This is a genomic window from Pectobacterium sp. F1-1, assembly GCF_025643735.1.
Classification (GTDB): domain Bacteria; phylum Pseudomonadota; class Gammaproteobacteria; order Enterobacterales; family Enterobacteriaceae; genus Pectobacterium; species Pectobacterium colocasium.
The window spans coordinates 2950789-2963120 of sequence record NZ_CP104733.1; the positions used below are offsets into that span (position 1 = coordinate 2950789).

The window sequence follows — 12332 nt, forward strand, 5'->3', positions numbered from 1 at the left end:
TCAGTTGCCTGATGACTACACATCAGGCATTCACCGTACTAATTACTTGTGCTCAGCCAGATTCAGCCAGGTTTGCACCACGGTGTCTGGGTTGAGCGAGAGGCTATCAATGCCTTGTTCCATCAGCCAGAGCGCGAAATCTTCGTGATCTGACGGCCCCTGCCCACAAATCCCGACGTATTTACCCTGTTTCTTGGCGGCTTTAATCGCCATCGACAACAGCGCCTTCACCGCATCGTTACGTTCGTCAAACAGCGACGATACCACGCCGGAGTCGCGGTCCAGACCCAGCGCCAGCTGCGTCATGTCGTTTGAACCGATGGAGAAGCCATCAAAGTGTTGCAGGAATTCATCGGCCAACAGCGCGTTGGACGGAATTTCGCACATCATGATGATTTTCAGGCCGTCTTCGCCACGGCGCAGGCCTTGACTCGCCAGCTCGGCAATCACCGCTTCCGCTTGCGCCACAGTGCGAACGAACGGGATCATGATCTCGACGTTCTTCAGACCCATCACGTTACGCACGCGTTTGACTGCTTCACATTCCAGAGCAAAACAGGCTTTGAAGTCCGGCGACACATAGCGACCCGCACCGCGGAAGCCCAGCATCGGGTTTTCTTCTTCCGGCTCATAGCGCTCACCGCCGACCAGATTGGCGTACTCGTTCGATTTAAAATCGGACAGGCGGACGATGACGCGCTTCGGTGAGAATGCCGCGGCCAGCGTTGCGATCCCTTCCACCAGCCGACCGACATAGAATTCAACCGGATCGTCGTAGCCCTGCATCAGCGTTTTGATCTCACGTTGCAGTTCCGGAGTCTGTTGATCGAATTCCAGCAGCGCGCGCGGATGCACACCAATCATACGGTTGATGATGAATTCGAGACGCGCCAGACCGACGCCATCGTTTGGCAAACAGGCGAAATCAAACGCGCGGTCAGGATTACCCACGTTCATCATGATTTTCAGCGGCAGTGCAGGCATTTCATCAATCTGTGAACTCTTCACGGAGAAGTCCAGCAGATCCTGATACACATAACCCGTGTCACCTTCTGCACAAGAAACGGTCACTTTTTGCCCCTTGCGCAAACGCTCGGTCGCATCACCGCAGCCCACAACGGCAGGGATGCCCAGCTCACGTGCGATAATGGCGGCATGACAGGTGCGTCCACCACGATTGGTCACAATCGCCGCGGCCTTCTTCATGATCGGCTCCCAGTCTGGGTCGGTCATGTCGGTTACCAGCACATCGCCCGCGTTGATCAGGTGCATCTCGCTGATGTCCTGGATCACTTTGACTTCGCCCGCACCGATGCGGTGGCCGATAGCACGACCTTCCACCAGCACCGTGCCGCTGGCAGGTAGGTGGTAGCGTTCCATCACCTGGCCGTTAGAACGTACCGTTTCCGGGCGCGCCTGCACGATATAGAGTTTGCCAGTGTGGCCATCTTTCGCCCACTCAATATCCATCGGGCGGCCATAGTGTTTCTCAATCAGCAGTGCCTGACGCGCCAGTGCCTGTACTTCATCATCCGTCAGGCTGAAACGCGTCGTTTGTTCTGCAGGCACATCTTCAATCCGCACCTGCTTGCCATGTTCCTGGCTTGCGGCATAGACCATACGGATTTTTTTCGATCCCATGTTACGGCGCACAATCGCAGGTTTATTGTTCTGCAAGGTCGGCTTGTGAACATAGAACTCGTCCGGGTTCACCGCACCCTGCACCACCATTTCACCCAAACCGTAAGCCGACGTGATGAACACCACCTGATCAAAACCGGATTCGGTATCAATGGTAAACATCACACCCGCAGACGCCAGATCGGAGCGCACCATACGCTGTATGCCCGCCGATAGCGCCACGCCACGGTGGTCATAGCCCTGATGCACACGATAAGAGATCGCGCGATCGTTAAACAGCGATGCAAACACGTGCTTCACCGCGACCATCACCGCGTCGATGCCCTGCACGTTCAGGAAGGTTTCCTGTTGGCCGGCAAAAGACGCATCCGGCATGTCTTCTGCCGTGGCAGAGGAACGCACGGCAAACGAGGCGTCTTTCTCACCATCGGCCAGTTGCTGATAGGCGTCACGAATCGCCTGCTCCAGCTCCGGCTGGAATGGCGTATCAATAATCCACTGGCGAATCTGCGCACCGGCGCTGGCCAGTTGATTCAGATCGTCAATGTCGGTGCGATCGAGCAGCTCATAAATGCGCTGGTTAATCCCGCTTTGATTAAGAAAATCATTAAACGCCTGCGCCGTTGTCGCAAAGCCGTTGGGAACGGCTACGCCCAATCCTGAAAGGTTGGTGATCATTTCACCCAGAGAGGCATTTTTGCCCCCCACCCTTTCAACGTCGTGCATACCGAGCTGGTTATACCAAAGGACATTACGCAAATCAGGGCCGTTATTGGACATCGAAAATAATCCTTTCTGCATACAATTAGGGTATGAAAGAGTTCGGTTGAGAATCGCCTCAACGCAATCAGGTTAGCATAGCGTTTTGATGAACATGGACAGGTGAATCGATCAACCTATGAAAAAAAACTGATTTCACGGCGAATGATTGCTTAACACGGTAAAAATCCAATATCGTAGAAGATTAGTATTCTTTATCATAAAGATAATGAAATGGTGTTTTAATAAAAGTATTCGTAAAACACAATTTTTGACGAGGTTAACGTGTTCGAGCTGTCGGAAATATCACAAGGGGTTATGTGGAAAGAAGCGTATTTTATGTCTCGGACGGTACGGCCATTACGGCAGAAGTGCTCGGCCATGCAGTGTTGTCCCAGTTCCCCGTGAACACGGTTAGCTATACCTTACCTTTCGTTGAAAGTGAAGCCCGCGCTAAAGCCGTGTGTGAACAAATCAATACGTTGTATCAGCAAACCGGTGTACGTCCGCTGGTGTTTTATTCCATTGTCACCCCGACCGTGCGTAACATTATTACCAGCAGTGAAGGGTTTTGCCAGGACATCGTACAAGCGCTGGTTGCCCCCTTGCAGGAAGAACTGAACACGCCGCCGACGCCAGTGGCTAACCGTACTCATGGCTTGACCGCCAATAATCTGAGCAAATACGACGCCCGTATTGCGGCCATCGACTACACGCTGGCACACGATGATGGCATCTCGCTGCGCAATCTCGATCAGGCGCAGGTCATTCTGCTGGGCGTGTCGCGCTGTGGCAAGACGCCGACCAGCCTGTATCTGGCGATGCAATTTGGCATTCGCGCCGCCAACTATCCTTTTATTGCTGATGATATGGATAACTTGCGCCTGCCCGATGCGCTGAAACCCTTCCAGCACAAGCTATTCGGGCTCACCATTGATGCTGAACGGCTGGCAGCCATTCGGGAAGAGCGTCGGGGTAACAGTCGTTATGCGTCACTGCGTCAGTGCCGCATGGAGCTCAGCGAAGTTGAGGCGCTGTTTCGCAAACACCAGATTAACTATCTTAATACGACCAATTATTCCGTTGAGGAAATTTCCGCCAAAATCATCGACATTCTCGGCATGAGTCGAAGAATGTACTAGTACACTATAGTTTTTTGTCCTAATGCGGTTGTAATGTGCGCCATTTCGTTTATTGTGTGCTCCATCACTTCCCGGCATTTCGCCGCTGCGAAGCAACCTTTTAGTCGGAAACATAGCCTGAAAACCGTGTCTGAAAACATTGTCGTGGTTCGAAAATATTGTCGTGGTTCGAAAACATTGCCGTTATTCGAAAACATTGCCCTGGTCTGAAAGACCTATCATGTCCACGCTTTTTCAGTAAAGACAGGTTTTCGGCTTGACCGCATTCAGAGACAAAACATGCTACAAACAGATGAACTGCGGAGCGCGCGCATCGAGAGTCTGGTTACGCCCCAAACGTTACTCACCAGACTCCCGATTACCCCTGCCGTTGCCGAAAATGTCACCTCGTCACGTAAGAAAATTGAAGCCATTCTAACCGGTCAGGATCCTCGTCTGCTCGTCGTGATTGGCCCCTGTTCGATCCATGACACCGACAGCGCGTTAGATTATGCACGCCGTCTGGCTGCGCTACGTACGCAGTATCAGGATCGACTGGAAATCGTCATGCGCACCTATTTTGGAAAAAACCGCGCACGGTCGTAGGCTGGAAAGGTCTCATTTCCGATCCGGCACTGAATGGCACCTTCCAGGTAAACGAAGGGCTGGAGATTGCCCGCCGTCTGCTGCTGGATGTCAACCAGCTTGGGCTGCCAACCGCGACGGAATTCCTCGATATGGTCACCGGCCAATATATTGCCGACCTGATTAGCTGGGGTGCGATTGGTGCAAGAACCACCGAAAGCCAGATTCACCGGGAAATGGCCTCGGCGCTCTCCTGCCCTGTCGGCTTCAAGAACGGTACAGACGGCAACACGCGCATCGCCGTCGACGCCATTCGTGCCGCCCGTGCTCAGCATATGTTCCTCTCGCCGGATAAGCAGGGCTTCATGTCGGTCTACAAAACGCAAGGCAACCCGTTTGGCCACATTATTATGCGCGGCGGAAAAACGCCAAATTACCACGCGGAAGACATTACTGCCGCCTGCGCTCACCTGCGTGAATTCTCGCTGCCCGAGCATCTGGTGATCGATTTTAGTCATGCTAACTGCCAGAAACAGCATCGTCGTCAGCTCGATGTGGCTGATGACATCTGTCAGCAAATTCGTGCGGGTTCACGCGCTATCGCGGGCATCATGGCGGAAAGTTTCTTAATTGAAGGCAACCAGCCGGCGCTCAATCCTCTGGCACTGACATACGGGCAATCCATTACCGATCCTTGTCTGAGCTGGCAGGACACCGAAACGCTGCTGGCACGTCTGGCGGACGCCGTCGACAGCCGTTTTTAATCCGATATACGCTGGCACACTCATCTTCTCCGGTAGTGTGCCAGCCAGTTTCCTCTTTTTACGCCACCTCTCCCACGCTCTCGCAGCACGTAAATTCATCTTACGATTCCTCTTATTCCACTTATTAAGAAAACTTCACTTGAGGTTGCGTTTTTGTTACATGAAAATGATTCTCATTCATTGCTATAATCAATACGACAACGATTAAGGGAACGAACGAGATGCAGACGTCCATTTACCAACAATACCTCCAGGCTAAAGTTGAACATCCGCGTAAATATGCCCGCGATCTGGCTGCGTTACTCGGCATCAGCGAAGCGGAACTGACTCACGCCCGTGTCGGACACGATGCGCAGCGTCTGCAAGGTGATGCCAAGGTCTGGTTAAGCGCGCTGGAGCAGGTTGGTAATACCAAGTCGATCACGCGCAACGAGTACGCCGTGCATGAGCATACGGGTTATTATCAAAACCAGACGCTGGATGGGCATGCTGGCCTGATCCTCAATCCGCGCGGATTGGATCTCCGTTTGTTCCTCTCTCAGTGGGCCTCGGCTTTTGCACTGCGTGAAAACACCGCACGCGGCGAACGTCAGAGCATTCAATTCTTCGATCATCAGGGCGATGCCATTCTGAAGGTCTACACGACCGACACCACGGACATGGCCGCCTGGCAGCTGTTCATTGAAAAATTTGCCAGCAGCGAAAACCCCGCACTGGTACACCGTCCGGCCACCAATGGTGCGGCGGCTGAACAGGCCATTGCCCATAATCCTCAGTTTGAAGCAGACTGGCGTGCCATGAAGGACGTGCATGATTTCTTCATTCTGCTCAAGCGCTATAACCTGACGCGCCAGCAGGCATTTAACGCCGTCGCTGACGACTTGGCTTACCGGGTAGACAACGATGCGCTGTCACAGATTCTGTTTGCCGCGCGTGAAGATCAGAACGAAATCATGGTGTTTGTCGGCAACCGCGGCTGTGTGCAAATCTTCACCGGTACGCTTGAGCGTGTAGAGCGCATGGAGCAACACGCGGAATGGATTAACATCTTTAATAAAGACTTTACCCTGCATCTGATCGAAGGTGCGATTGCTGAAAGCTGGGTGACGCGCAAACCGACGGTTGACGGTATCGTGACCAGCCTCGAACTCTATGCCGCAGACGGCTCCCAAATTGCACAGCTCTTCGGGCAACGTACCGAAGGTACGCCGGAACAACAACAGTGGCGCAACCAAGTCGATTCCCTGAAACCGCATAAGGATCTCGCTGCATGAAAAACTGGCTATTCCCCCTGCTTTTGACACTCCCGCTGGGGGTGTCTGCTGCCGAACGTATCGTTTCTATCGGCGGCGACGTCACCGAAATCATCTATGCGTTGGGCGCAGAGAATGATCTGGTGGCACGCGATAGCACCAGCCTGCACCCGGAATCCGTGAAGAAACTGCCTGACGTGGGCTACATGCGCCACCTCAATACGGAAGGTATTCTGGCGATGAAACCTTCTCTGGTTCTTGCCAGCGATCTGTCTCAGCCTTCCCTGGTCTTACAGCAGGTTGCGGACAGCGGCACCAAAGTGGTTCACGTTTCCGCTCAACCAACGCTGGATGCGGTGCCGCAGAAAATTAGCGCCATCGCACAGGCATTGAGTAAAGACACCGAAGGTAAAAAGCTGACGGAAACCTATCAGCAGCAGTTGGCGGCGGTCAAAACCGCGCCATTGCCCGTCAAGACGTTGTTTATTCTCAACCATGGCGGTATGAGTGCGATGGGCGCAGGAAAAAATACGCCACCAGACACGATCATTCGCCACGCTGGGTTACAGAATGCCATGCAGAATGTTGAACGTTACCAACAGCTGTCTCAGGAAGGTGTCATTGCCAGTGCGCCAGATCTGATTCTGATCTCCAGCCAGGGGCTGAAGACATTAGGCGGCGAAGCGCAAGTCTGGAAATTACCTGGGTTAGCACTGACTCCGGCAGGTAAGAACAAGCGTCTGCTGGTTGTCGACGATATGGCAATGCTGGGCTTTACGCTCGAAACGCCAGCATTGATGGCAACGCTGCGTCAGACCGCCGAAGCGATCAAATGACGTCACGGTTTCATCCACGAACCTGGTTGATCGCGCTGTTGTTGCTCATGGCGGTACTGATGGTGGGTGCCGCCAACATGGGCGCGTTGACGTTGTCACTCAAGACGCTATGGCAGACGCCTTTTGACGATCCACTCTGGCATATCTGGCTGAACATCCGCGTTCCCCGCGTGCTGCTGGCGATACTCGTCGGCGGCGCGCTGGCCTGTTCAGGCACGATTATGCAGGGATTGTTTCGTAACCCACTGGCCGATCCCAGCCTACTTGGTATCAGCAGCGGCGCCGCGCTCTGCGTGGCACTCACTATCGTGCTGCCGCTCGGTCTTCCGCCTCTGCTGGCGCTTTACAGCCCGATGTTTGCCGCTTTCGCGGGTAGTCTGGCGATTACCGCTATCATTTTTATCCTCAGCCGCTCCGAACAAGGGGGATTAACGCGATTACTGCTGGCAGGCATCGCGCTTAATGCATTGTGCCTTGCGCTGATTGGCGTCTTGACCTACATCAGCACCGACCAACAATTGCGCCAGTTCTCACTGTGGGGCATGGGCAGTCTCGGACAGGCACAGTGGCCGATGCTGTTGGTTACCAGCACACTGGCGATTCCCGGCATGCTGGCCACGCTGTACTACGCGCGCCGTCTGAATGTGTTGCAGTTGGGAGATGAAGAGGCACATTACCTTGGCATCAATGTAAAGCGTACCAAGTACGCGCTGCTGCTACTGAGTTCACTGCTGGTGGGTGTGGCGGTGGCGGTCAGCGGCGTAATCGGGTTTATCGGGCTCATTATCCCCCACCTGATGCGTTTGCATGTGGGCGCCGATCATCGCTGGCTCATTCCCGGTTCTATCCTCGGTGGTGCCTGCCTGCTGCTGTTTGCCGATACGCTGGCTCGTACGCTACTTGCGCCAGCGGAAATGCCCGTAGGGCTGTTAAGTAGCCTGATTGGCGGGCCGTATTTCTTATGGCTGATCGTTCAGCACAAAGGACGTAGCAATGACTGACTCAGCGCTCGACCAGACGTTAGTCGCACGTCATCTACGCTTTCAGACCAACGGTCGCACCCTGACGGATGATGTTTCTCTGGAACTGCACTGTGGGGAGATCGTCGCGATTATCGGCCCTAACGGCGCGGGAAAGTCGACCCTGCTCCGTTTATTGACCGGTTATTTGACGCCCGATGACGGCGAATGTCTCTTAGCCGGACAGCCGTTTTCGCACTGGCAGCCCGGCGCACTGGCAAAAACGCGCGCGGTGATGCGTCAACATAGTGGCATGGCGTTCGCGTTTAGCGTGCGGGATGTCGTCGCGATGGGGCGTTCCCCGCATGGGCGCAACCCGAAAAATGATGATGTTATCCAGCAGGTCATGGCGCAAACAGGCTGTCTGGATCTGGCAGCGCGCGACTATCGCCACCTTTCCGGCGGAGAGCAGCAGCGTGTGCAGCTTGCTCGTGTGTTGGCGCAACTGTGGCACCCAGAACCGACGCCAGGCTGGTTATTTCTCGATGAACCGACCTCGGCGCTAGATCTATACCATCAACAGCACCTCTTGCGGTTGCTTAAGCAACTCACGCGTGAACAGCCGTTATCCGTATGCTGCGTCCTGCACGATCTGAATCTGGCGGCGCTGTATGCCGATCGCATCCTGCTGTTGCACGAAGGGAAGCTGGTCGCACAGGGTACGCCTGCGCAAGTGCTACAGGCAGAGACGTTGACCCGTTGGTATCGCGCCGACCTCAGCGTCGGTTCACACCCGGACTACACCATTCCGCAGGTTTATCTGCGGCAATAATATTAGACGGCAATAGCCATCATTCCTGCTCCGGCTTAGCTGGAGCAGGAAATCTCCAGATGCTTACCCCACTCTGGCGGTAACGCTGCCAGATCGTTCTTATCCGGCTGCTCGTCAAACGGTCGGCACAGTGCCTGATGCAGACGAGTCAACACGCTGATATCATCGCTTTCCGCCCGTTCAATCGCCATTTGCGCCAGATAATTACGCAGAATGTACTTCGGGTTCGTCGCATTCATCAGTTGACGACGCTCTTCATCGCCCTGTTCTTCCTGCATGAGTCTCTGGCGATAGGTCGCAAACCAGCTATCGAACGCAGCCCTATCGATGAACTCATCACGGAGCGGCGCGCGTGATGCCTGTTTCTCACAGTCTGCCAGCAGACGAAATGTGCGGGTATAATCGCTGCCCTCTTGCTGCATCAGACGCAACAGCCCTACCAGCACGTCATTATCCTCTGCGCTCGCGGTAAACAAGCCCAGCTTGGCGCGCATCAACGTGCCATAGTGCTGCATCAGCGCCGGCTCATAGCGGGCAAGCGCACGCTCCAGCGTGTCGGTGTCCATCAGCCCCGACAGCGCCTGCGCCAGACGATGCAGATTCCACAGGCCTACGGCAGGCTGATTGTCAAACGCGTAGCGCCCGCGGTGGTCGGAGTGATTACAGATGAAATCAGGCTGATAAGCATCTAAAAAGCCGTAAGGACCATAGTCGATAGTCAGCCCCAGAATCGACATGTTATCCGTATTCATCACGCCGTGTGCAAACCCGACCGCCTGCCAATGGGTGATCAACCGGGCGGTACGTTCTACCACATCGCCGAACCACAGCTCATAGCGGTGCTCGTCGTGCTCCCACTGCGGCCAGTGACGAGCAATGACATACTCCACCAGTTGACGCACTTTTTCCGGCTCACGGCGATAGTAGAAGTGTTCAAAATGGCCGAACCGCACATGGCTTTCCGCCACGCGCAGCAGCATGGCGCCCTTTTCCTCCAGCTCACGCTGCACCGGATGTGTACTGGTGACAATCGTCAGCGCCCGTGTTGTGGGAATCCCCAGATAGTGCATCGCTTCCGAGGCCAGAAATTCGCGAATAACTGAACGCAGCACAGCACGACCGTCCCCCATGCGCGAATACGGCGTCAGCCCTGCACCTTTCAGGTGCCAGTCCATACTGCGGCCATCCGCCAGTTGCTGTTCCCCAAGCAGAATACCGCGCCCGTCGCCCAGTTGACCGGCCCACATACCAAACTGATGGCCGCTATACACCTGCGCTAACGGCTCCATTCCCGGCAGCAAACGCTCGCCGCTCCAGACGGCATCCTGTTCTGGCGTAAACCAGTCGGAAGATAACCCGAGTTCAGCGGCCAACCCTTCGCTGTGGTAAAGCAGGCGAGCGCCATGTAACGGTGTAGGTTGTAGCGCGGTATAAAAACCCGGCAATTGGTGAAAATAGTGATTTTTGAATAACGGTGTCTGCTGCATCCTGTCTCCCTAGTACCACCCTGTTCAGGTGAAGAGAGCCATACGCTCACCACACATCGACTAACGGGTATGCAGAAAGTGTAGAGGGATGGTAATGAAATTAACACGGAGGAAAAGCAGGGGTATTATTTTCACGAGCAGTATTCAGAAAGCCCCTCTCCCCGAAAAGCGGCTGGGTCGATTGAATTAACCAATAAGTGCCGTGCGTTGCTCAAGCCTATCAAAATGTACGGCGGGCCACATTTGACCCTGAACGGCATCAATGCTCAGCAATCTCATTTTATTCAGGATCGCTACGGTATCGATCTCCTTAGCGACAATACTGATGCCTGAATAGCTATTTTTAATCGTCCGTAGCAGCGGCTCCATCATCAACATATTTGCCGGACGCGATAACAATTGTCCAATAAACTGACGATCCAACTTCACACCTTGCACCAGGCCATCATGCAAAGGTTTCAGCGTTGTCTTTCCAGAACCAAAATTATCCAGCCACAAAGGAAAGGCTTGGCTCAGATTCAGCAGTGCGGCGTTTTCTTTTCCCTGCGCGAGCTGTGGGAAAAACTCATTAATTTCCAACAAGACAAAATCAAGACGCTTTATTTCAGCGCGTAGCACGTCGGAGTTGAGCAAAATGTCTGCTATTTCACTCCCCACCTTCAGCAGTAATTGGATGTTGTTATCGATAAACCATGCGGATTTTTCTTTGATAAAAAGCAGTTGTTCATGAATCAAATCCTGCTTCTGACGCGAATTCAATTGCATGAGGAGGATATCGGCAGGCATGCTCAACTTGCCCGAAAGGCCATTAAAATGGCTTATCATTTCGACAGCCAGTAGCGTTCCATCCAACCTGAATATCGGCCAAAAAACATAGTCACTGGTGTAGTCAACAGCAAGATGGATACGCATGATCCTGTACTGCATAGCAATTAATAATAATCACATTACGTTATTATTATATATGAATCTATAGCACTTGTCCGTATAACGCACGAAAAGTGCCTTTCTGCTATGTAACAGGACGTGTTTAGCAGCGAATGTCACGCGTTAACGCAAACTCTGCTCCAGCCAGTCGGCCAGTTCCTGCAATTCATTTTGCTGTTCGGGGAAAGCGCTAATCAGCGTCTGACACGTAGCCGCCATATTTTCCGGGCGATATGCCGTTCCCTGTAATGCGCAAGCAAGTGCTTCCAACGGCGCGGGATTCAGGCTATCGGTATAAATCTGCGCACGGACAATCACGCCGCGTTCCACATCGAAATGCAATTCAATGCCGCCCCAGGTAAAGCGGTTATCGAGTAAATGCGAGAAATCCGGCGCCTGACCGAAATTCCATTCCCAGCTGCTTTGACGTGCAAACTGTTCGCTGAATCCCGGTAGATCTGGATGGGCAGAAGGCGAGATAATTTCCGGTTCACACTGTTCGCCGAAATAAGTAAAGAAGGCTTGCGTCACTGCCTGACTAATAATCTGGTGATCGACAGAGGGCAGCAATTCCACCAGATTAGCAACGCGGGAACGCACGGATGTAATCCCTTTCGCCTGTAGCTTCTTAACATCCGGGTTCAAATAGTCCGCTAAGCGACTGAGATCTGCATTCAGCAACAGCGTGCCATGATGAAAGCCGCGATCTTTGGTTTCGCGATAGGCAGAACCGGATACCTTACGCACGCCGTCTGCGGTTTCCACCACCAGATCGTTACGACCCGACGCGCTGGCCTTTAGCCCAAGCGCACTGAGTGCATCCAGAACGATCTGCGTTGAAACGCTTTTGTCGTACTCCGGTTTGCCGGCCATAAAGGTAAAACAGGTATTCCCGAGATCGTGAAAGACCGCCCCACCGCCGCTACTGCGCCGTGCCAGTTTGATACCATCCTCTTCCATCCGCCGCGTATTGCACTCTTTCCACGGGTTCTGGGCGCGACCAATCACCACCGTTTCCGCATTGCGCCACAAAAACAGCACTCGCTGCGTGGTGGGCATCTGGCGAAAGATGCACTCCTCAACGGCAAGGTTAAACCAAGGATCGTAAGAGTCAGAGATGAGTAAACGCAGAGAGGACATGAGTGGATAGCTCCATGCTGTCAACAAA

General features: G+C 53.7%; 9 protein-coding genes and 1 pseudogene. 6 read left to right on the forward strand and 4 right to left on the reverse strand.

The window, feature by feature from the left end; translation table 11 throughout:
• Positions 1–42: 42 nt before the first annotated feature.
• The gene (ppsA, locus tag NAL19_RS13025; protein WP_263057579.1) at positions 43–2421 is read right to left on the reverse strand and encodes a phosphoenolpyruvate synthase; all 2379 of its coding nucleotides are present in this window, start codon (positions 2419–2421) and stop codon (positions 43–45) included.
• A gap of 299 nt (positions 2422–2720) precedes the next feature.
• Between ppsA and NAL19_RS13030 the strand changes: the two genes are divergently transcribed.
• From NAL19_RS13030 to NAL19_RS13055, 6 genes and pseudogenes are all read left to right on the forward strand, one after another.
• Positions 2721–3542, forward strand: coding sequence for a pyruvate, water dikinase regulatory protein (locus NAL19_RS13030; protein ID WP_180742680.1), 822 nt, complete (start codon positions 2721–2723; stop codon positions 3540–3542).
• A 279-nt stretch (positions 3543–3821) separates the two neighbouring features.
• A pseudogene (locus NAL19_RS13035) lies at positions 3822–4870 on the forward strand (3-deoxy-7-phosphoheptulonate synthase).
• Between the two features lie 221 nt (positions 4871–5091).
• On the forward strand, positions 5092–6144 hold the full coding sequence (locus NAL19_RS13040) for a hemin-degrading factor (protein WP_225084982.1): 1053 nt from the start codon (positions 5092–5094) through the stop codon (positions 6142–6144).
• Complete coding sequence (locus NAL19_RS13045) at positions 6141–6959, forward strand: hemin ABC transporter substrate-binding protein (RefSeq protein WP_263057580.1); 819 nt, start codon at positions 6141–6143, stop codon at positions 6957–6959. Before NAL19_RS13040 ends, NAL19_RS13045 begins: the two co-directional genes overlap by 4 nt.
• Positions 6956–7960 carry a FecCD family ABC transporter permease gene (locus NAL19_RS13050; RefSeq protein WP_225084984.1) on the forward strand — a complete coding sequence of 335 codons (1005 nt, stop codon included), beginning with the start codon at positions 6956–6958 and terminating at the stop codon, positions 7958–7960. The genes NAL19_RS13045 and NAL19_RS13050 overlap by 4 nt, the downstream gene beginning before the upstream one ends.
• Positions 7953–8750, forward strand: a complete 798-nt coding sequence (locus tag NAL19_RS13055; RefSeq protein ID WP_263057581.1) for a heme ABC transporter ATP-binding protein — start codon at positions 7953–7955, stop codon at positions 8748–8750. Before NAL19_RS13050 ends, NAL19_RS13055 begins: the two co-directional genes overlap by 8 nt.
• A gap of 35 nt (positions 8751–8785) precedes the next feature.
• Here the strand turns inward: NAL19_RS13055 and NAL19_RS13060 are convergent, their stop codons facing one another.
• The 3 genes from NAL19_RS13060 to NAL19_RS13070 form a co-directional block, all read right to left on the reverse strand.
• Entirely contained in the window at positions 8786–10237 is a 1452-nt protein-coding gene (locus NAL19_RS13060) for a protein adenylyltransferase SelO (protein ID WP_263057582.1), read from the reverse strand.
• A 186-nt stretch (positions 10238–10423) separates the two neighbouring features.
• Positions 10424–11149, reverse strand: a complete 726-nt coding sequence (locus NAL19_RS13065; RefSeq protein ID WP_263057583.1) for an EAL domain-containing protein — start codon at positions 11147–11149, stop codon at positions 10424–10426.
• A 138-nt stretch (positions 11150–11287) separates the two neighbouring features.
• On the reverse strand, positions 11288–12304 hold the full coding sequence (locus tag NAL19_RS13070) for a lipoate--protein ligase A (RefSeq protein WP_225084988.1): 1017 nt from the start codon (positions 12302–12304) through the stop codon (positions 11288–11290).
• Positions 12305–12332: the final 28 nt, after the last annotated feature.